Source organism: Streptomyces sp., from assembly GCF_035644915.1.
Classification (GTDB): domain Bacteria; phylum Actinomycetota; class Actinomycetes; order Streptomycetales; family Streptomycetaceae; genus Streptomyces.
The window spans coordinates 1-20,036 of record NZ_DASQNP010000113.1; the positions used below are offsets into that span (position 1 = coordinate 1).

Consider the following 20,036-nt stretch of genomic DNA (forward strand, 5'->3'; position numbering starts at 1 on the left):
CGGACCGCCTCGTCCTCGGACAGCGACCGTATCGGCTCGCCGGTCACCACCTGCCGCTTGGCCTTCCACCCCCGCAGCCAGAGGTCGGTCGCCCAGCTCACTTCGAGCTCATCGCGCCCGAACCGCCGGCCGGCCACCTCCTGGTACGCCGCGAAGAACGCCGCCGACTCCTCCACGGACCGGGCCACATAGGCCGCGGCGATCCCCACGATCACCGCCTCCGTCTCCGCGATCGCGCTGTCCCAGTCGTACACGACGTGGAGTTCTCCGCCGCGCCAGCGGAAGTTCTCCCGGAACCAGTCGCCGTGGCCGATGACCTTCGGCGCCTGCCGGCAGGCGATCCGTTCGCGCGCGGCCCGGCCGGCCCGTTCGAGCCAGTCCGGACCCGCCACCGAGTGGAAGGGCCGCTCGACGTCCTCGGCGGTCGCCCACACCCCGGGCCCGTCATGGTCCCAGCGGTTCCACGACGGCTTCGGTTCGAGGTCGACACCGGCGGCCAGCGGACGGGCGGTGCGCACGAGCGCGTCGAGCGCCGACGCGAACGGCCGCGGATCCCGCCCCGAGGACGGGAGTTCCTCCCCTCCCCCGACCAGTGCTTCGACGCCGGCGGTCCACCTCCCGAGCGGAGTGGGCGCGAGGATCGGCTCGGGAGCCGGAAACCCGGAGGCGTGCAGCAGACTCTGCACGGCGAAGCAGCCTTCGAGGCGGGCAGCCGGCTCCCGGACCTTGATGACGACCTCTCGGCCGTCGGCGAGCACGGCACCGATCACGGCCGAGAGCCGGCCGCTCCGGAAGCGCTCGGCCACGACCCCCGATCCGAGGTGGTGCGCACACCACCGGTCGAGCAGGCCGGCATCGATACGGGGGAAGTCCATGGGACGCACCCTACTGATCGACGCAGGACGGCCCTCCCCGCCTGACCAGCCGTCAGCCGGGGAGGAGTACGCCCGCAGCCGGCCGTTCCCCGGTCGGCCGGCCAGCGGAACCGCTAGTCGAGCTCCGCGACCGCCCGCGCGAACTGCGCCTCGTACAGGCGGGCGTAGGCTCCGCCGGCCGCCAGCAGCTCCTCGTGCCTGCCCTGCTCGACGATCGAGCCGTTCTCCATCACCAGGATGACGTCGGCGTCCCTGATGGTGGAGAGCCGGTGCGCGATCACGAAACTGGTTCGGCCGTGCGCCAGCCGCGCCATCGCCTGCTGGATCAGCATCTCGGTACGGGTGTCCACCGAGCTGGTCGCCTCGTCGAGCACCAGGATCACCGGGTCCGACAGGAAGGCCCGCGCGATGGTGATGAGCTGCTTCTCGCCGGCGCTGACCCCGGCGCCCTCGTCGTCGAGGACGGTGTCGTACCCGTCCGGGAGGGTCCGGATGAAATGGTCGGCGTGGGCCGCGCGCGCCGCCTCCTCGATCTCCTCCCGCGTCACCTCGCGGGACGCGCCGTACGCGATGTTCTCGGCGATCGTGCCGCCGAACAGCCAGGCGTCCTGCAGCACCATGCCGATCCCCGCGCGCAGTTCCTCCCGGGACATCCGGGCGATGTCCACCCCGTCCAGGGTGATGCGCCCGCCCGTCACCTCGTAGAACCGCATCAGCAGGTTGACCAGGGTGGTCTTGCCCGCGCCCGTCGGGCCGACGATCGCCACGGTGTGTCCCGGCTCGACCGTCAGCGACAGGTCCTCGATGAGGGGCTTGTCCGCCTCGTAGCGGAAGGACACCTTCTCCAGCGCGACCCTTCCGCGCGGGGCTTCGGGGCGTTCGCCCGGCACCGGGTCGGGCTCCTGCTCGTCGGCGTCGAGGAGTTCGAAGACCCGCTCGGCCGAGGCGACGCCCGACTGCACCAGGTTCGCCATCGACGCCACCTGGGTGAGCGGCATCGAGAACTGCCGCGAGTACTGGATGAAGGCCTGCACGTCACCGATCGACAGCGCACCGGAGGCGACCCGCAGGCCGCCGACCACGGCGACCAGGACGTAGTTGACGTTCGACACGAAGAACATCAGCGGCTGCATGATCCCGCTGTTGAACTGCGCCCTGAACGAGGCCTCGTACAGCGCCTCGTTGTGCTCGGTGAACGCCTTCGCCGACTCCTCCTGCCGCCCGAAGACCTTCACCAGGGCGTGCCCGGTGTACATCTCCTCGATGTGCGCGTTCAGCGTGCCCGTGGACTTCCACTGCTGCACGAACTGCGGCTGCGACCGCTTGCCGACCCGCCGGGCCACCACGAACGACAACGGCACGGTGACCAGCGCGACCAGCGCGAGCAGCGGCGATATCCAGAACATCATCACCAGGACGCCGACGATGGTGAGCAGCGAGTTGGCCAACTGCCCCATCGTCTGCTGGAGCGTCTGCCCGATGTTGTCGATGTCGTTGGTGGCCCGGCTGAGCACCTCGCCCCGCTGCCGCCCGTCGAAGTACGACAGCGGCAGCCGCGACAGCTTCGCCTGCACGGCCTCGCGCATCCGGAACACGGTGTTGTTCACCGCCCGGTTCACCAGGCGGGTCGCGACCGCCATCAGGAGCCCGGCCGCCACGAACACCGCGAGTGCGAGCAGCAGCACCTCGCCGACCGCGGCGAAGTCGATGCCCTCACCGGGGGTGAACTCCGTCCCGGAGAGCATGTCGGCGACATCGCCCCGCCCCTCGTCCCGCATGCGGTCGAGGACTTCTTCCCTGTCGGCCCCCGCGGGCATGTCGCGTCCCACGACCCCCGCGAAGACCAGGTCGGTCGCCCGGCCGAGGATCTTCGGTCCGACCACGGAGAGCGCCACGCTCAGCAGCACGGCGAGCAGCATCCCGTACATCGTGACCCGCTCCGGCCTGAACTGCGCGAGCAGGCGCCTGCCGGACCTCTTGAAGTCCATCGACCGCTGGTCCGGGCCGCCCGCGGCCATCATCCGTCCCATGGCCATCAGACGGCCTCCGCTTCCGTGAGCTGGGAGAGCACGATCTCCCGGTACGTCTCGTTCTCCGCCATCAGCTCGTGGTGGCGTCCGCTGCCGACGACCCGGCCCCCGTCGAGGACCACGATGCGGTCGGCGTCGCGGATGGTCGACACCCGCTGGGCGACGATCACGACCGTCGCGTCGGCGGTCTCCCGCGCCAGTGCCGCACGCAGCGCCGCGTCGGTCGCGTAGTCGAGCGCCGAGAAGGAGTCGTCGAAGAGGTAGATCTCCGGCCGCTGCACCAGGGTGCGCGCGATCGCGAGCCGCTGCCGCTGGCCACCGGAGAGGTTCGTACCGCCCTGCGCGACGGGAGCGTCGAGTCCGCCCTCCAGCCCCCTCACGAAATCGGCCGCCTGGGCCACTTCGAGGGCGTGCCACAGCTCCTCGTCCGTCGCGTCCGGATCGCCGTACCGCAGGTTCGTCGCGACCGTTCCGGAGAACAGGTACGGCCTCTGCGGCACCAGGCCCACGGTCCTCGCCAGCAGCGCGGGCTCCAGCCTGCGCACGTCCACGCCGCCGACCAGCACCTCGCCCGCCGTCGCGTCGAACAGCCGCGGCACGAGCCCGAGCAGCGTCGACTTCCCGCTGCCCGTCGATCCGATCACCGCCGTGGTCTCGCCGGGCCTGGCCACCAGGTGGACGTCGCGGAGGACCGGCTCCTCGGCGCCCGGGTAGCAGAACCCGGCCCCGCGGATCTCCAGGTGTCCGTGGCGCCGCAGTTCGCGCACCGGGGCGTCGGGCGGCACCACGCTGGAGGACGTGCCGAGGACCTCCTCGATGCGCTCGGCGCACACCTCCGCGCGCGGCACCATCATGAACATGAACGTGGCCATCATCACGCTCATCACGATCTGCATCAGGTAGGCGAGGAACGCGGTCAGCGCCCCGATCTGCATGCCGCCGTCGTCGATCCGGTGCGCGCCGAACCAGACCACCGCGATGGACGAGATGTTGACGACGGTCATGACGATCGGGAACATCAGCGCGAGCAGCCGTCCGGTACCGAGGGACACCTCGGTCAGCTCGGCATTGGCCCTGCGGAAGCGTTCCTTCTCGTACGCGTCGCGTACGAAGGCCCTGACCACCCGGATGCCGGTGATCTGTTCGCGCAGCACGCGGTTGACCGTGTCGAGCCGCTCCTGCATGGCGCGGAACATCGGCCGCAGACGCCGCACGATCAGGCTCACGGCGATGCCGAGCACCGGCACGACCGCGACCAGCACCGCGGACAGCGGAACGTCGAGGCCGAGGGCCATCACGATGCCGCCCACGCACATGATCGGCGCCGACACCATGAGCGTGAAGCCCATGAGCACCAGCATCTGCACCTGCTGGACGTCGTTGGTCGTCCGGGTGATCAGCGAGGGAGCCCCGAACTGGCCGACCTCACGGGCAGAGAAGGACTGCACCCGGTCGAAGACCGCGGCCCGGACGTCCCGGCCGAGCGCCGCGGCGGTCCGCGCGCCGTAGAAGACGGCGCCGATGTTGCACACCACCTGGACCACGGTGACCGCGATCATGACGGCGCCGAAGGTGAGGATGTATCCCGTGTCCCCCTTCACGATGCCGTTGTCGATGATGTCCGCGTTGAGGGTGGGCAGGTAGAGCGTGGCGCAGGTCTGCAGCAGTTGCAGCAGCACCAGGAGGGATACCGGTCTCGCGTAGGGGGCGAGGTACTTCTTCAGCAGTGCGGTGAGCAATCGGTGGTCCCCGTGTCGGTGTGGTCGTGGGCCGCGTCGGGCGGCGACGCCATCATCCGGCATGCGTCGCGGCGCTTCCCCCGCCAGGCCCGTGGTCCGCCGCGCGACGGTGGAACGGCCCCCTGCGCGGCGGCCCGCACAGTACACACCGGCCGCGAGGTCCCGCCACCGAGTTCCGGCCGGGAACCCGGTCACTCCGTGTTGGCGTGCGCCGCCCGCGCGCGGTCGTCGTCCACCTCCCAGGAGCCCGGCCGGACGGAGGGCGACCACGCCCAGTGCGGCACGCGTGACCTGATCGGACACGCCCGCCCGGCGCGACCGGAACGACGCCGACGGGCGGGCGGCGGGGGAGCCTCAGGGGACGAGGCCCTCCTCCGCCAGGGGGTCCTCGCCGGGGAACGGGTCCTCCCCGGCCGGCCCGGGACCGAGGAGGCCCGGCATCATCTGCTCCAGGTCCAGCTCGGTCGCCCCGGCCGGGGCGGTGATCCTGCCCGCCTCGTCGATCCGCAGCACCAGGGGCAGCTTCCCGCCCTTCGAGGGGCGTTCCGACAGCTCGGCCAGATCGATGGAGACGGCCGTGAGCTCCCCGCCGGTCAGGGTGAAGTCGGCTCCGACCTTCCGGTTCGGGGCGTCCTTGAGGTCCTCGTCGGTGGGCAGTTCGGCCAGGCCGGGCGGAAGGTCACCGGCCAGCGGACGGATCTGGCCGAACAGGCTGGTGAGCAGGGTGCGGAGCGGGGCGGTGGCGGTGATGTGCTCGGTGTCGCCTTCGCCGTCGCGGCTGGTGAAGGTGACCTCGCGGGCGATGACCGTGCGCAGCGCCTTCACCAGCTTCTTCTGCGCCTTGGCGTCGAGGGACGGCTGTGGCGCGGGCGCGCCGCCCATCTCCTTCATGCCCGCTTTCGTCTCGTCCAGCTTCTTGCGGTCGATCTTGATCCACTCGCCCTGGAGGGCCTTCCTGGCCGCATCCGCCTCGGGCGGCAGGTCGTCGGCCGACGGCAGCGGCGCTCCGGTGAGGTCCTTCAGGGCCTCCGCGTCGACGCGGTAGTACAGGTGGTCACCGACCTGCCGGTACTCGATGAGCGCGCCCTCGGGGGTGTCGACCGTGACCGCCACGCCGGCGATGTCGTCGTCGCCGGACTGCTCCAGCGGCTTGGTGGAGCGCACCGCGATGCTGATCCGCGCGTCGCTGATCAGCCGGGCGACCTCCAAGGGCAGCTCCGCGTCGGGGTCGGCCTCCGCGGCGAGGCTCCGCACCCTGGCGGCGGTGGCGTCCACGTCCAGTTCGAGGGCCAGAGAGCGTTCCCGGCCGAGCCGGTCGAAGGCCCTGTCGACCTTCTGCCCGGCGGTCAGGTTCTCCACGGTGCCGCAGGCCGCGGCTCCGCCGATGAGGGCGGCGGCCACGGCCGCTGCGGTCAGGGTCCTGCCTATGGCGGTGATGACGGTCTCCTGCTGTATGTCTCGTATGTCGTGTCGATCATGGGAGTGATCGGTTACTGAGACACACCAGGGGTCCGTACGGTTGTACGAAGGTGTACGGATCACGTGCGGCGGCGGGCCGCCGCCCCACGCGACTGTTCCACGATTCAGCGGTGTTCGGGCACGCCGCTGTGGTGGGCGTGGCCGTACTCGGCGACGAATGGGGCCAGATCGGGTTCGCCGAACTCCGCGACCAGCTCGGTGAACGCCGCGACCTTCTCCGGGCCGAAGCGCGCCACGTGATCGGTGTAGGCGGCGACGTCGAGGAACCTCGGCGGGCTGGTCTTGGAGTGGAACTTGTCCGCGTACATCACCAGCCTCTCCTCGACGGTCTCCGCCAGGTAGTCGTCGAGGGGCAGCGGCAGGCGCCGGCGCAGGATGTCGCGGCGGGTCAGCCCGACACCGGTGTGGTGGGAGGCGAAGCGGCACAGCGACTCGGGCAGGCCCTCGGCGCGCAGGATCTCGTACCCGAGGACGCCGTGCCGGATGTAGGGACCGGTACCGACCCGGTAGACACCGATGTCGTGCACCAGGGCACCGATCTCCACCAGACCGGTGTCGACCCGGAGCCCGGAGCGGGCGGCGAGGTCCAGGGCGATGCGGGACACGACCTCGCAGTGGGTGTGGACGAGGTCGAGGGCGTCCCGGGTCGGTGCGTACTTCTCGTGCAGGGCACGTACATCCTGAACGCTGGGAAGAGCCACCGCCGCAGCGTAACAGCGGCCCGCCCCGGGCGGCCCGGCCCGGGATCAGCCGGACTTGCGCTCGACCAGGAGGCGATGGGACTCCTGCAGCCCCTCGGGGAGGGCGTCGGGCGGGAACCACCTCGCCTCCAGGATCTCGAAGGGGTCGATCCTGAGGGTGCCGCCGGTGAACCGGGCCTCGTAGGCCACCTCCGCCCGCAGCCTGTATCCGCTCCTGAGGCGGGCGAGTTCGCCGACGCGGACGTCGAGCCCGGTCTCCTCGCGCACTTCACGGACGACCGTGTCCTCGAAGGGCTCGCCCTTGCGGGCGTACCCCGTCGGGAGGCCCCACTGGTGACCCTCGCGCCACATGCGGTGTCTGAGGAGGAGCACGTTGCCGTCCGCGTCGCGCACGATGCCGGTGACACCGATCATGAACTTCGCGTGCGACAACCACAGGACGCGCCACTGCAGCGGTCCCCTGATGAGGCGCCAGAGCCGGGCCGCAAGCCTCTTCACACGATTCCCTTCGGTAGGGGTCTTCGACCGTGCCCCCGGTTCCTCGGTGCGGTGACCGGCGGCATCGCGGACGTCGTCGCCCTCCACGATGGCGCACGCGCCGGTCCCGGTGGGGAAGGCACCCGGGCCGCCGCGGGAGGAACGCCCGGACCGACCCCGTACCCCCGGGTCCCGACGAGTGCCGATGCGGGCTCCACCGGGGGAGGGGCGCGCGTCCTTCCGGGCTCTCCGCCAAGGATGCGCGCTCCTCACTGCTTCCGCGCGCTCGTATGACAAGCCCACGAGTCGGGCATCACACCCCTCACACCGCTCACCACGAGGGAGGTCCTCCCATGGCCGTCGGCAGCTCATGGACGCGTTCGACGGCCCTGGCGGCCGTCACCGCACTCGGCGCGAGTGCGCTGATCACCGGGCCCGCCCATGCGGAACCGCTCGGACTGCTGCAGTGCCAGGGGACCGAGACCGTCACCTACAGCCCGGGAGTCACCTTCCAGCCGCGGGACATCGACATCACGACCGACGGGCGGTTCGGCTCGTGCGTCGACGGCGAGGGCGGGGTGACGAGCGGGTCGTACGGGGAACGCTTCACCATCCTCGCCGGGTGCAACGACCTCCTGGACGGATTCCAGGGACCGCGGACCTTCACCTGGAACACCGGCGACACCAGCGTCATCGAGGCCACCGGCAGCAGCACCGCGGTCGCCGGCCAGGTCGTCACCACGATCACCGGAACCGTCACGCACGGCCGCTTCCAGGGCCGCACCGCGACACAGATCATCGTTCTCCCCCAGGCGGGACTGCTGTCGTGCCTGACCACCGGTGTCACGGGTACGACCGGGGTGACGACACTCACCCTCGCCTGAGGCCGCCCGGGCGAGCGGCCATCGTGCGCGGCGGCCGCGCACCGGCCGGGGGACGGGCGGACGCGACCGCCCGTCCCGGGGCCGGGCATCCGTACGCGGTGCCGGACTCCGGGCCGCGGCGGCGTCCGAACCGCCCCCGTCCGGCCGCGGTCCGCCGGGTCCGATGGCTCGCCGTGTCCGCCACCACCGGATGAACCCGGACGGCGCGGCCCGTACCGGATACCTTCGGAGGAATCTCCGACCGACATCCTCAGTCTCACGAACAGGGGACCTCGATGACCGATGACATGCCCGCCGCGGGCGATGTGGAGTCCCGGATCGACACGAGCGTGCCGCACTCGGCGCGGATCTGGAACTACTGGCTGGGCGGCAAGGACAACTACGAGGCCGACCGGAAGGCCGGTGACGCCTACCGGGAGGTGTTCCCCGGCATCGACCTCCTGGCCCGGGCCTCCCGCGGGTTCCTGGTCCGCTCCGTCCGCTACCTGGCCGGGGAAGCGGGCATCCGGCAGTTCCTGGACCTCGGCACCGGACTGCCGACCGCCGACAACACCCACCAGGTCGCCCAGCGCGTCGCCCCCGAGTGCCGCATCGTCTACGTCGACCACGATCCCCTGGTCCTGGCGCACGCCCGCGCCCTGCTCACCTCCACCCCCGAGGGCGCCACCGACTACATCGACGCCGACCTGCGCCAGCCCGACACCATCCTGGCCCAGGCGGCGCGGACCCTGGACCTCGACCGGCCCGTCGCCCTGGTCCTCAGCGGAACGCTGGGACACATCCCCGACTACGACGAGGCCCGCTCGATCGTGCGCCGCATGCTGGAGGCCCTGCCGTCGGGCAGCCATCTGTCCCTCAACGACGGTGCCGACACCTACCCCGCCGCCAACGAGGCCCAGGAGAACTACAACAACAGCGGAGCGATCCCCTACGTCCTGCGTCCGGTGGAGCAGATCGCCGGATTCTTCGAGGGGCTGGACCTGGTGGACCCCGGCCTGGTGCCGTGCCCGCGCTGGCGGCCCGAGCAGGAGCCGACCGGGAATCCGGCGGAAGAGGTCAACTACGGCGCGGTCGGGCGCAAGCCGTAGGACGCCGCCCGGGAGTTCCGCCGTCCCCGGCCGGCGCGGCGGTGGCGGGCGGGGAGTCCGCCGCCGGCGGCCGGGGCCGCGGGACGAAGGGGCCGGACGGAAGGCGCTCCGCCGCTTCCGGCAAGAAAAATCATGCACGCATGCTTGATTCTCGCCCTCGTCGCTGCCACGCTCGCCCGACGGGCTGCTGACGCGGGCCGAGGCGGCGGGAGGACGGCATGTCCGGGACGACGGCGGACGAGGTGCTGCGGGACCTGCGGGACGAGGGGGAGGAGCTGGACGCGCTCGTCGCGCCCCTGGCCGAAGGGACCGGCGAGCGGTGGACGGCCGGCACCCCGGCGCCCGGCTGGACCATCGCCCACCAGATCGCCCACCTCGCCTGGACCGACGAGCGCGCCCTGCTGGCCGTCCGGGAACCGCGGGCGTTCCGGCGGGAGGCGGAGGCGGCGTTCACGGCCCCCGGCGCCGTGGGCACGTACGTGGACGACGGCGCCCGGCGCGGCGCCGCCCGGCCGCCCGGCGAACTGCTGGCCGCCTGGCGCACCGGACGACGAGCGCTCGCCGCCGCGCTGGAGGAGTCGGCCGCACGGCCGGTGAAGCACCGGATCCCCTGGTACGGGCCGCCGATGAGCGCGGCCGGCATGGCGACGGCCCGGCTGATGGAGACCTGGGCGCACGGCGAGGACGTCGCCGAGGCGCTGGGCGTGCGGCGCGAACCGACCGAGCGGCTGCGGCACGTGGCGTGGCTCGGCGTGCGGACCCGGGACTTCGCCCACGCGGTGCACGGGCTCGAATCGCCCGCCGAACCGTTCCGCGTCGAGCTGACCCCGCCGGGGCCCGGCGCCCGTACGGTCTGGGCGTACGGACCCGAGGAGGCGCCGCAGCGGGTGACCGGGCCCGCGCTGGACTTCTGCCTCCTCGTCGCACAGCGCGTGCACCGGGACGACACCGCCCTGCTGGCCGAGGGCGCCGACGCCGAACGCTGGCTCGGCGTCGCCCAGGCCTTCGCGGGCCCGCCCGGCGCCGGGCGGGCGGCGGGGACGCGCGGGGCCGGGGGCCCGCGGTGAACACCCCCGGGGACGAGGCGCTGCGCATCGGGAACGCCTCCGGCTTCTACGGCGACCGCTTCGACGCGGTGCGCGAGATGCTGACCGGCGGTGAGCTGGACGTGCTGACCGGCGACTACCTGGCCGAACTGACCTTGCTGATCCTGGGCCGGGACCGGTCGAAGGACCCGGGACTCGGTTACGCCAGGACCTTCCTGCGGCAGCTCGAGGACACCCTCGGCCTGGCCCTGGAGCGCGGCGTCACGCTGGTGACCAACGCCGGCGGGCTCAACCCGGCCGGCCTCGCCGACGCCGTGCGCGAACTGGCCGGCCGGCTCGGCGTGCCGGCGAAGGTGGCGCACGTCGAGGGCGACGACGTCCTGGCCCGGGGCGGCTGGGGCGAGGGCGTGCTCACCGCCAACGCCTACCTCGGCGGCGCCGGCATCACCGCCTGTCTGAACGCCGGCGCCGACGTGGTGGTGACCGGCCGGGTGACCGACGCCGCGCTGGTGACCGGAGCCGCGGCCGCCCGCTTCGGCTGGGACGCGGACGACCCCCGGGACCGCGACGCGCTGGCCGGTGCCGTGGTGGCCGGGCACGTGCTGGAGTGCGGCACGCAGGCGACCGGCGGCAACTACGCCTTCTTCGCCTCCGAGCGGCTCGACGTGCGCCGTCCCGGCTTCCCGCTGGCCGAACTGCACCGTGACGGAAGCGCGGTGATCACCAAGCACCCGGGCACCGGCGGCGCCGTCACCGTGGGCACCGTGACCGCCCAACTGCTGTACGAGACCACCGGCGCGCGCTACGCCGGTCCCGACGTGACGGCGCGTCTGGACACCGTACGGCTGCGGCAGGAGGGCCCGGACCGGGTGCGGATCACGGGCGTGCGCGGCGAGGCGCCGCCACCGGCGCTCAAGGTGGGACTGACCCGCCTCGGCGGCTTCCGCAACGAGGTGGTGTTCGTGCTGACCGGCCTGGACATCGAGGCCAAGGCGGCACTGGTGCGGGAGCAGATGGAGGCCCGCCTGGACGCCGCGCCCGGCGGCCGTCCCCGGGAGGTCCACTGGACGACGGCCCGCACCGACCGGGTGGACGCCCCCGTACAGGAGGAGGCCGCCGCGCTGCTCCGGCTCGTCGTGCGCGACGGGGACCAGGACCGGGTGGGCCGGGCCGTCAGCGGCGCCGCGGTCGAGCTGGCGCTCGGCAGCTACCCCGGCTTCCACCTCACCGCGCCGCCCGGGAAGGGCACACCGTACGGCGTGTTCGAGGCGGCGCACCTGGACGCGGCCGAGGTGCCCCACACGGCCGTGCTGCCGGACGGGCGGCGGATCGCCGTACCCCCGCCCAAGCGGACCCGACCCCTCGCGCCGGTCGGGGACCCGCCGCTGCCCGAGCCGCTGCCGGAGGCGGTGCTCCGCGCGACCCGCCGGGCGCCGCTGGGCACCCTGGCCGGCGCGCGCAGCGGCGACAAGGGCGGCAGCGCCACCCTGGGCCTCTGGGCGCGGAGCGAGGAGGCGTGGCGCTGGCTGGCGCACACCCTCACCGTCGACACGCTCCGCGAGCTGCTGCCGGAGACGGGACCGCTGCCCGTCACCCGGCACGTGCTGCCCGGACTGCGCGCCCTGACCTTCGTGGTCGACCGCATCCTCGGCGAGGGCGCGGCCTCGCAGTCCCGGTTCGACCCGCAGGCCAAGGCGCTGGGGGAGTGGCTGCGCTCCCGTCACCTCCCGATCCCCGAGGAGCTGCTGTGACCGCGCTGCATTCGGCACTGGACGTCACCGGCCCGGAGTACGCCGCGAACCGCGAGGCGATGCTCGCCAAGCTGGCCGAACTGGACGCCGAGCACGCCAAGGCCCTGGCCGGCGGTGGCGAGAAGTACGCCGCCCGGCACCGCGCGCGGGGCAGACTGCTCGCCCGGGAGCGCGTCGAGCTGCTGCTCGACGCGGACACCCCGTTCCTGGAACTGTCCCCGCTGGCGGCCTGGGGCAGCGACCACACGGTCGGCGCCTCGCTGGTCACCGGCATCGGCGTGGTCGAGGGCGTCGAGTGCCTGATCACCGCCAACGACCCGACCGTACGCGGCGGGGCCAGCAACCCCTGGACGCTGAAGAAGGCGCTGCGCGCGAACGAGATCGCGCGGGCCAACCGGCTGCCCTGCATCAACCTGGTGGAGTCCGGCGGAGCGGACCTGCCCAGCCAGAAGGAGGTCTTCATCCCGGGCGGCGCCCTCTTCAAGGACCTCACCCGGCTGAGTGAGGCGGGCATCCCGACGATCGCGGTCGTCTTCGGCAACTCGACGGCGGGCGGCGCCTACGTACCGGGCATGTCCGACCACGTGATCATGGTGGACCGGGGCGCCAAGGTGTTCCTCGGCGGCCCGCCGCTGGTGAGGATGGCCACCGGCGAGGAGGCCGGGGACGAGGAACTGGGCGGCGCCGACATGCACGCCCGCGTCTCCGGCCTCGCCGACCACTTCGCCGTGGACGAGCCCGACGCGCTGCGGCAGGCGCGCCGCGTCGTCGCCCGCCTCGACTGGCGCAAGGCGAACCCCGCCCCGGACCCCGCGACCGTGCGCCCGCCGCGCTACGACGAGGAGGAGCTGCTGGGCGTCGTGCCCGGCGACCTCAAGGTGCCGTTCGACCCGCGCGAGGTGATCGCCCGGATCGTCGACGACTCCGACTTCGACGAGTTCAAGCCCCGCTACGGGCCCAGCCTGACCACCGGCTGGGCCGCCCTGCACGGCCATCCCGTCGGCATCCTGGCGAACGCGCGGGGCGTGCTGTTCAGCCAGGAGTCGCAGAAGGCAACCCAGTTCATCCAGCTCGCCAACCAGCGCGACATCCCGCTGCTCTTCCTGCACAACACCACCGGCTACATGGTCGGCAGGGAGTACGAGCAGGGCGGCATCATCAAGCACGGCGCGATGATGATCAACGCGGTGTCCAACTCGAAGGTCCCGCACCTGTCGGTGCTGATGGGCGCCAGCTACGGCGCCGGCCACTACGGCATGTGCGGCCGGGCGTACGACCCCCGCTTCCTCTTCGCCTGGCCCAGTGCCAAAGCCGCCGTCATGGGCCCCCAGCAGCTCGCCGGGGTGCTGTCCATCGTGATGCGCGAGTCCGCGGCGGCGAAGGGACGGCCGTACGACGAGGAGGGCGACGCGGCGCTGCGCGCGGCGGTCGAGCGGCAGATCGAGGCGGAGTCGCTGCCGCTGTTCCTCTCCGGACGGCTCTACGACGACGGCGTCATCGACCCGCGCGACACGCGCACCGTGCTCGGCATCTGCCTGTCGGCCGTGCACACCGCACCGGTCGCCGGCGCGCGCGGCGGCTACGGCGTCTTCCGGATGTGAGGTTGGGAATGCAAGCGGCAAACGGGCGCGGGCGGACGATCGGCACCCTGCTGGTCGCGGGCCGCGGCGAGATCGCCCGGCGGGTCTTCCACACCTGCCGGGAACTGGGCGTCGCCACCGTCGCCGTCCACGCGGACGCGGATGCGGACGCGCCGCACGCACGGGAGGCCGACGCGGCCGTACGGCTGCCCGGCCACACGCCCGCCGACACCTACCTGCGCGGCGATCTGATCGTGAGGGCCGCGCTGGCGGCGGGCGCGGACGCGGTCCACCCCGGCTACGGCTTCCTCTCCGAGAACGCCGACTTCGCCCGGGCGGTGCGGGACGCGGGCCTGGTCTGGATCGGTCCGCCTCCCGAGGCGATCGAGGCCATGGCCTCCAAGACCCGCGCCAAGAAGCTGATGGCCGGGGCCGGGGTGCCGCTGCTGGCGCCCGTACGGCCGGAGGAGGCGGGGGAGGAGCACCTGCCGCTGCTGGTCAAGGCCGCCGCGGGCGGCGGCGGACGCGGCATGCGCATCGTGCGGGAACTGGCCGCCCTGGACGGCGAGATCCGCGCCGCGTCGGCGGAGGCGGCAGCGGCGTTCGGGGACGGCGAGGTCTTCGTCGAGCCCTACCTCGAACGCGGGCGGCACGTCGAGGTGCAGGTGCTGGCGGACGGGCACGGCACGGTGTGGATCCTGGGCACCCGGGACTGCTCCCTCCAGCGCCGCCACCAGAAGGTGGTGGAGGAGGCCCCGGCACCCTTCCTGAGCGACGGGCAGCGCACCGGCCTGCACCGGGCGGCCGAGCGGGCGGCGCGCGCGGTCGGCTACCGGGGCGCGGGCACGGTGGAGTTCCTGGTCGCCGGCGACGGGCGGGCGTACTTCCTGGAGATGAACACCCGGCTCCAGGTCGAACACCCCGTCACCGAGTGCGTCCACGGGATCGACCTCGTCGCGCTGCAACTGCGGATCGCGGAGGGCGCCGCGCTGCCCGGCGCGGAGCCGCCCGCACCGCGCGGGCACGCGGTCGAGGCCCGCCTCTACGCGGAGGACCCGGCGCGGCGGTGGCGGCCGCAGACCGGCCGTCTGCACCGGCTGGCGGTGCCGGCCGACTCCGCGTTCGGACCCGGGACCGCGTCCGCCGAGCGCGGGGTGCGGCTGGACTCCGGGGTGGCCGACGGCGACGAGGTCTCCGTGCACTACGACCCGATGCTGGCCAAGGTCATCGCCTGGGCGCCGACCCGGGAGGAAGCCGTACGGAAGCTGGCGCACACCCTCCAAAGGGCCGCGGTGCACGGTCCGGCCACCAACCGCGACCTGCTGGTCCGGTCGCTGCGGCACCCCGACTTCGTCTCCGGGCGGCTCGACACCGGCTTCTACGACCGGCACCTGGCACAACTGTGCGGCAGGCACCGGGACGACGACCGGCGCCTGCGGACCGCGGCGTTCGCGGCGGCGCTGGCGGACGCGGCGGCACGCGCCAGGGCCGCGCGGACCGTCTCCGGCCGACTCGGCGGCTGGCGCAACCTCCCCTCCGGGCCGCAGGGCAAGCGGTACCGGGCCGAGCCCGACGGCACGGAGTGCGAGGTCCGCTACCGGCCGGTGCGCGGCGGCCCGCCGCTCGCCGAGGACCTGCCGGGCGTACGGGCGCTGCGGGCCACCGCCGAACGGGTCGACCTGGAGGTCGACGGCGTGCGGTACGGCTTCGACGTCGCGGCGTACGGGAGCGGACCGGACCGGCGGGAGACGGTCTTCGTCGACTCGCCCCTGGGCGCCCACGCGTTCACGGTGCTGCCGCGCCTCCCGGAACCGGAGGACCGCACCGAGCCGGGCTCGCTGCTGGCACAGCTCCCGGGCACGGTCGTACGCGTCGCCGACGGACTCGCCGCCGGCGACGCGGTGACGGCGGGACAGCCGCTGCTGTGGCTGGAGGCGATGAAGATGGAGCACCGCGTCACGGCACCGGCCGACGGGGTGCTGCGGGAACTGCGGGTGGCGGTCGGCCAACAGGTCGAGGTCGGCACGGTCCTCGCCGTGGTCACACCGTGAACCCACCGCCCCGGCACCGGCGCCGGGGAACCCCGAAACCGGCGAAGGGACTTCCCGCATGACCGGGAAACAGCGTGCCGCGGGCACGGACGCGACGCTGCTGGAGAACCAGGAGCAACAGGCGCTGCGCGCGGCCGTCGCCGCGCTCGGCAGGCGCTACGGCCGCACCTACCACGAACGGGTGCGCCAGGAGGGCGGCCACCCCGACGAGCTGTGGCAGGAGGCCGGCCGACTCGGCTACCTCGGCGTCAGCCTCCCCGAGGCGTACGGAGGCGGTGGCGGCGGCATCACCGAACTGGCGATCGTGCTGGAGGAACTGGGCGCGGCCGGCTGCCCGCTGCTCATGCTCGTCGTGACCCCCGCCATCACCGGCACCGTCATCGCCCGCTTCGGCACCGACGAGCAGAAGCGCACCTGGCTGCCCGGACTCGCGGACGGCAGCCGCACGATGGCGTTCGGCATCACCGAGCCGGACGCCGGCTCCAACGCGCACCGCATCACCACCACCGCCCGCCGGGCCGGGGGAGGCTGGGTCCTCAGCGGCCGCAAGGTCTTCGTCTCCGGGGTGGACACCGCCGACGCCACGCTCGTCGTCGGCCGCACCGAGGACTCCCGCACCGGCCGGCTCAAGCCGTGCCTGTTCATCGTGGAACGGGACGCCCCCGGCTTCTCCCGCCACCTGATCGAGATGGAACTGGCCGCGCCGGAGAAGCAGTTCGAGCTGGTGCTGGACGACGTACGGCTGCCCGCGGACGCACTCGTCGGGGACGAGGACGCGGGACTGCTCCAGCTCTTCGCCGGGCTGAACCCCGAGCGGATCATGACCGCCGCGTTCGCCCTCGGCATGGGCCGGTTCGCGCTGGGCAGGGCCGTGGACTACGCGCGCACCCGGCAGGTGTGGAAGGAACCGATCGGCGCGCACCAGGCCATCGCGCACCCGCTCGCCCAGGCGCACATCGACATCGAACTGGCCCGCCTGATGATGCGCAAGGCCGCGCAGCTCTACGACACCGGCGACGACACGGGCGCGGGAGAGGCGGCCAACATGGCGAAGTACGCGGCGGCGGAGGCCTGCGTCCGGGCCGTCGACCGCTCCGTGCACACCCTCGGCGGCAACGGCCTCACCCGCGAGTACGGCCTGGGCTCGCTCGTCACCGCCGCCCGCGTCGCCCGCATCGCGCCGGTCAGCCGGGAGATGATCCTGAACTTCGTCTCCCACCAGACCCTGGGACTGCCCAAGTCCTACTGATGCTCCCCTCCGGAGGGCACCGTGTTCCGCAGCGAGTACGCCGACGTCCCGCTCGTCGACCGGCCCGTCCACGACCGGCCCGCCCACGACACCACCCGGTGCGGCGCCGCGATCACCACCGCGCACCCGCCCACGGCGCACGTCGTGTGCCGCCGGGACGCCGGCGGCAGGGTCCGCGGCGCGAGCCGCGGGCCGGGAAACGGACCGGGACGAGGCCCGGAGAGGGGAGTGCCACGGCATGACGGACACACCGGGACGGGAACGGCCGCGGACACCGGCCGGGCCGCTGGTGCGGCGCTCGGCCGCACGGGGCGTCACCACGCTCACACTCGACTCGCCGCACAACCGCAACGCGCTCTCCGCCCGGCTGGTGAGCGAACTGCACGCGGGCCTGGACGCCGCCGAGCGCGACACGGACACACGGGCGGTACTGCTCACCCACACCGGCGGCACGTTCTGCGCGGGCGCGGACCTGGGCGAGGCGAACGCCGCCGCCGGGCCGACCGACGCGCCGCTGGGCCTGGCGCGGCTGCTGCGCGGGATCGTGGCCTTCCCCAAGCCCGTCGTCGCCCGGATCACCGGGCACGTGCGGGCGGGCGGCACCGGCCTGGTGGGAGCCTGCGACATCGCGGTGGCCGGACCGGGCGCGACGTTCGCCTTCACCGAGGCACGGATCGGGGTGGCGCCCGCGGTGATCTCGATGCCGCTGCTGCCCCGGCTCGACCCGCGGGCGGCCGGACGGTACTGCCTGACCGGCGAACGGTTCGACGCGCCCGAAGCGGCCCGCATCGGGCTGGTGACGGCGGCCGCGGAGGACGTGGACGAGGCGCTGGCCCCGATCCTGGACGGGCTGCGGCGCGGCTCGCCGCAGGGCCTGAGGGAGACCAAGCGACTGGTCACGGCGGAGGTGCTGAGGGCGTTCGACCGGGACACCGATAGCCTTGCGGAGCTCTCCGCACGGCTCTTCGCCTCGGACGAGGCGCGCGAGGGCATGTCCGCCTTCCTCGAACGACGGGACCCCGGATGGGTGCACCACTGACCACGCGGGGCCACGCGCCCAAGCAGGACCGCAGCCGCGCCACCCGGCAGCGGTTGCTGGAGTCGGCCGTGACCTGCCTGGCCGAGCACGGCTGGACGGGCAGCACGGTCACGGTCGTCGCCGAGCACGCGGGCGTCACCCGGGGAGCGGCCCAGCACCACTTCCCGACCCGGGAGGACCTGTTCACGGCGGCGGTCGAGTACGTCGCGGAGGAGCGGTCGGCCGCGCTGCGGAACCTGCCCAAGCCGGCCACCACACGGGCGGCCGTCGAGGCGATCGTCGACCTCTACACCGGCCCGCTCTTCCGCGCCGCGCTCCACCTCTGGGTCGCCGCCTCGAACGAACCCCAGCTCGCGCCCCGGGTGACCGCCCTGGAAGCGCGGATCGGACGCGAGACGCACCGCATGGCGGTGCGCCTGCTCGGCGCGGACGAGAACGTGCCCGGCGTGCGGGAGACCGTACAGGGCCTGCTGGACATGGCGCGCGGCCTGGGCCTGGCGAACCTCCTCACGGACGACGGCGCCCGGCGGGAGCGGGTCGTGGCCCAGTGGGCCCGCATCGTGGACACGGCCCTGCACGCCTGACGGCACCCCCGGCGGTGTGGTGCGTAGGCGTAGGGTGGCGAGCGTGGCGGATGGCATACCGGGCATCCCCGGTCTCGGCGCGGTGCGGCGCCGCCTGGGCGCGGAGCTGTTCGCCCGGGTGGCAGGACCGCGGGGACCGGCCGTCCGCACCCGCATCCACGACACGCCCGGACCCCGGTGGTTCGGGCCCGACCGGCCGATCCGGACGGTGCACGGCGACGCGTCCATGTTCGTGGGCGGCCTGCGGGCGCTGCTGCTGCAGTCCCTGCACCCCCTGGCCATGGCCGCGGTCGCGGGCCACTCGGGCTACCGGGGCGACCCCTGGGGCCGACTGCAGCGCACCAGCACCTTCCTGGCGGTGACGACGTTCGGCACCGCGGAGGACGCGCAGCAGGCGGTCGAACGGGTGAGGGCGGTGCACCAGCGGGTGCGCGGCAGCACCCCGGCCGGTGAGGAGTACGCCGCCTCCGACCCGCACCTGCTCGGCTGGGTGCACGCCGCCGAGGTCGACAGCTTCTTGTGCGCCCACCGGCGCTACGGTGCCCGGCCGCTGGACGACGCCGCGTACGACGGATACGTCGCGGACGCCGCCCGGGTGGCCACGGCGCTCGGCGTGCTCGACCCGCCCGGGGACCAGGCCGAACTCGCCGCACAACTGGACGCCTACCGCCGTGAACTGCGGGCCACCCCGCAGGCCCGGGACGCCGCCCGCTTCATGCTCCTCAACCCTCCGCTGCCCTGGGCCGCCCGCCCGCCGTACGCCGTGCTCGCCGCCAGCGCCGTCGCCCTGCTGCCCCGCTGGGCCCGCGAACCGCTGCGGCTGCCGTACCTCCCGCTCGTCGAGGAGACCGCCGTCCGGCTGGCCGGCCACGGACTGACCAGGACGATCCGCTGGGCGATGACTCCTCCTCCACCCCCGCCGCCGCAGTAGCCCCCGGCCAGCCGTGACCCTCGTGTTGTGGAAGGGAAAGGGCGGGCGCGGGCGGGCATGGCATCGGCCCCGGCCGGTCACCCGCTCCACCATGAACGATTCCGCACGCACACCCTCCGCCGCCTCGGCGGACGAACGGGTTGTCGAACGCCTGGTACCGGTGTGGCTGGAGGAGGCGGCCCGCCATGACGCGGAGGCGGCCCGGCGGGCCCGGCAGGAGTGGCAACGGGGCCGCCTGTCGTCCGAAACCGCCCGGGAACTGGCGGACTGGGTCACGGCCCGGGTCACCGACACGGGGTTCAACGAGGACGAAGGGCCCACGCCCGATGGCCCGGTGCGTGTCAGCGTGGCCGACAAGACGGCGGTCCACCGGTGGTTGGCCGCTCACGGACACGACGTGTGAGACGGCGCCGCACCCGACCGCGGCCCCTGCCGACGTCGCGTCACGCTCCGGTCGGTCTTGTGTGGGTGGTGGGTTCAGGTGCGGTGGAAGAGGGTGGTCAGGACGTGGTGGAGGGTGGTGGTGGGGACG

Annotated in this window: 17 protein-coding genes; 11 read left to right on the forward strand and 6 right to left on the reverse strand. The window is 73.5% G+C overall.

The window, feature by feature from the left end; genetic code table 11:
* The 6 genes from VE546_RS13110 to VE546_RS13135 form a co-directional block, all read right to left on the reverse strand.
* Nucleotides 1-875 (reverse strand): phosphotransferase (locus tag VE546_RS13110; RefSeq protein WP_324921860.1); only part of this gene is annotated, 875 nt, incomplete at its 3' end.
* A 113-nt stretch (nt 876-988) separates the two neighbouring features.
* Nucleotides 989-2,905: an ABC transporter ATP-binding protein gene (locus VE546_RS13115; RefSeq protein WP_414720475.1), complete on the reverse strand. Its 1,917-nt coding sequence runs from the start codon at nt 2,903-2,905 to the stop codon at nt 989-991.
* Nucleotides 2,906-2,910: 5 nt separating this feature from the next.
* The gene (locus VE546_RS13120; protein WP_324921864.1) at nt 2,911-4,644 is read right to left on the reverse strand and encodes an ABC transporter ATP-binding protein; all 1,734 of its coding nucleotides are present in this window, start codon (nt 4,642-4,644) and stop codon (nt 2,911-2,913) included.
* Between the two features lie 354 nt (nt 4,645-4,998).
* Entirely contained in the window at nt 4,999-6,045 is a 1,047-nt protein-coding gene (locus VE546_RS13125) for a hypothetical protein (protein WP_324921865.1), read from the reverse strand.
* A 182-nt stretch (nt 6,046-6,227) separates the two neighbouring features.
* The gene (locus VE546_RS13130) at nt 6,228-6,824 is read right to left on the reverse strand and encodes an HD domain-containing protein (protein WP_324921867.1); all 597 of its coding nucleotides are present in this window, start codon (nt 6,822-6,824) and stop codon (nt 6,228-6,230) included.
* Between the two features lie 45 nt (nt 6,825-6,869).
* Nucleotides 6,870-7,322: an NUDIX domain-containing protein gene (locus VE546_RS13135; RefSeq protein WP_324921868.1), complete on the reverse strand. Its 453-nt coding sequence runs from the start codon at nt 7,320-7,322 to the stop codon at nt 6,870-6,872.
* 332 nt (nt 7,323-7,654) lie between these two features.
* Between VE546_RS13135 and VE546_RS13140 the strand changes: the two genes are divergently transcribed.
* From VE546_RS13140 to VE546_RS13190, 11 genes are all read left to right on the forward strand, one after another.
* Nucleotides 7,655-8,185, forward strand: coding sequence for a hypothetical protein (locus VE546_RS13140; protein ID WP_324921870.1), 531 nt, complete (start codon nt 7,655-7,657; stop codon nt 8,183-8,185).
* Between the two features lie 275 nt (nt 8,186-8,460).
* Nucleotides 8,461-9,273, forward strand: coding sequence for an SAM-dependent methyltransferase (locus VE546_RS13145; protein WP_324921871.1), 813 nt, complete (start codon nt 8,461-8,463; stop codon nt 9,271-9,273).
* Nucleotides 9,274-9,491: 218 nt separating this feature from the next.
* A complete protein-coding gene (locus VE546_RS13150; RefSeq protein ID WP_324921873.1) occupies nt 9,492-10,340 on the forward strand; it encodes a TIGR03084 family metal-binding protein in 849 nt (282 codons plus the stop codon).
* Nucleotides 10,337-12,070 (forward strand): acyclic terpene utilization AtuA family protein, encoded by a 1,734-nt coding sequence (locus VE546_RS13155; RefSeq protein ID WP_324921875.1) that lies wholly within the window; start codon nt 10,337-10,339, stop codon nt 12,068-12,070. The genes VE546_RS13150 and VE546_RS13155 overlap by 4 nt, the downstream gene beginning before the upstream one ends.
* On the forward strand, nt 12,067-13,671 hold the full coding sequence (locus VE546_RS13160) for an acyl-CoA carboxylase subunit beta (RefSeq protein WP_324921877.1): 1,605 nt from the start codon (nt 12,067-12,069) through the stop codon (nt 13,669-13,671). Before VE546_RS13155 ends, VE546_RS13160 begins: the two co-directional genes overlap by 4 nt.
* Before the next feature lie 8 nt (nt 13,672-13,679).
* Nucleotides 13,680-15,701: a biotin carboxylase N-terminal domain-containing protein gene (locus tag VE546_RS13165; RefSeq protein WP_324921879.1), complete on the forward strand. Its 2,022-nt coding sequence runs from the start codon at nt 13,680-13,682 to the stop codon at nt 15,699-15,701.
* A 58-nt stretch (nt 15,702-15,759) separates the two neighbouring features.
* Nucleotides 15,760-16,950: an acyl-CoA dehydrogenase gene (locus tag VE546_RS13170; RefSeq protein ID WP_324921880.1), complete on the forward strand. Its 1,191-nt coding sequence runs from the start codon at nt 15,760-15,762 to the stop codon at nt 16,948-16,950.
* A 238-nt stretch (nt 16,951-17,188) separates the two neighbouring features.
* Nucleotides 17,189-17,989, forward strand: a complete 801-nt coding sequence (locus VE546_RS13175; RefSeq protein ID WP_324921881.1) for an enoyl-CoA hydratase family protein — start codon at nt 17,189-17,191, stop codon at nt 17,987-17,989.
* Nucleotides 17,974-18,573, forward strand: a complete 600-nt coding sequence (locus VE546_RS13180; protein WP_324921883.1) for a TetR/AcrR family transcriptional regulator — start codon at nt 17,974-17,976, stop codon at nt 18,571-18,573. The genes VE546_RS13175 and VE546_RS13180 overlap by 16 nt, the downstream gene beginning before the upstream one ends.
* A 43-nt stretch (nt 18,574-18,616) precedes the next feature.
* Complete coding sequence (locus tag VE546_RS13185; RefSeq protein WP_324921885.1) at nt 18,617-19,504, forward strand: oxygenase MpaB family protein; 888 nt, start codon at nt 18,617-18,619, stop codon at nt 19,502-19,504.
* Nucleotides 19,505-19,517: 13 nt separating this feature from the next.
* Entirely contained in the window at nt 19,518-19,907 is a 390-nt protein-coding gene (locus tag VE546_RS13190) for a hypothetical protein (RefSeq protein ID WP_324921887.1), read from the forward strand.
* Nucleotides 19,908-20,036 lie beyond the last annotated feature (129 nt).

Excerpts from the sequence above, each read along its gene's own strand:
- VE546_RS13180 (WP_324921883.1), top strand. The coding sequence starts at position 17,974 with ATGGGTGCACCACTGACCACGCGGGGCCACGCGCCCAAGCAGGACCGC.
- VE546_RS13140 (WP_324921870.1), top strand. The coding sequence starts at position 7,655 with ATGGCCGTCGGCAGCTCATGGACGCGTTCGACGGCCCTGGCGGCCGTC.
- VE546_RS13175 (WP_324921881.1), top strand. The coding sequence starts at position 17,189 with ATGACGGACACACCGGGACGGGAACGGCCGCGGACACCGGCCGGGCCG.
- VE546_RS13115 (WP_414720475.1), bottom strand. The coding sequence starts at position 2,905 with ATGGGACGGATGATGGCCGCGGGCGGCCCGGACCAGCGGTCGATGGAC.
- VE546_RS13165 (WP_324921879.1), top strand. The coding sequence starts at position 13,680 with ATGCAAGCGGCAAACGGGCGCGGGCGGACGATCGGCACCCTGCTGGTC.
- VE546_RS13150 (WP_324921873.1), top strand. The coding sequence starts at position 9,492 with ATGTCCGGGACGACGGCGGACGAGGTGCTGCGGGACCTGCGGGACGAG.
- VE546_RS13170 (WP_324921880.1), top strand. The coding sequence starts at position 15,760 with ATGACCGGGAAACAGCGTGCCGCGGGCACGGACGCGACGCTGCTGGAG.
- VE546_RS13145 (WP_324921871.1), top strand. The coding sequence starts at position 8,461 with ATGACCGATGACATGCCCGCCGCGGGCGATGTGGAGTCCCGGATCGAC.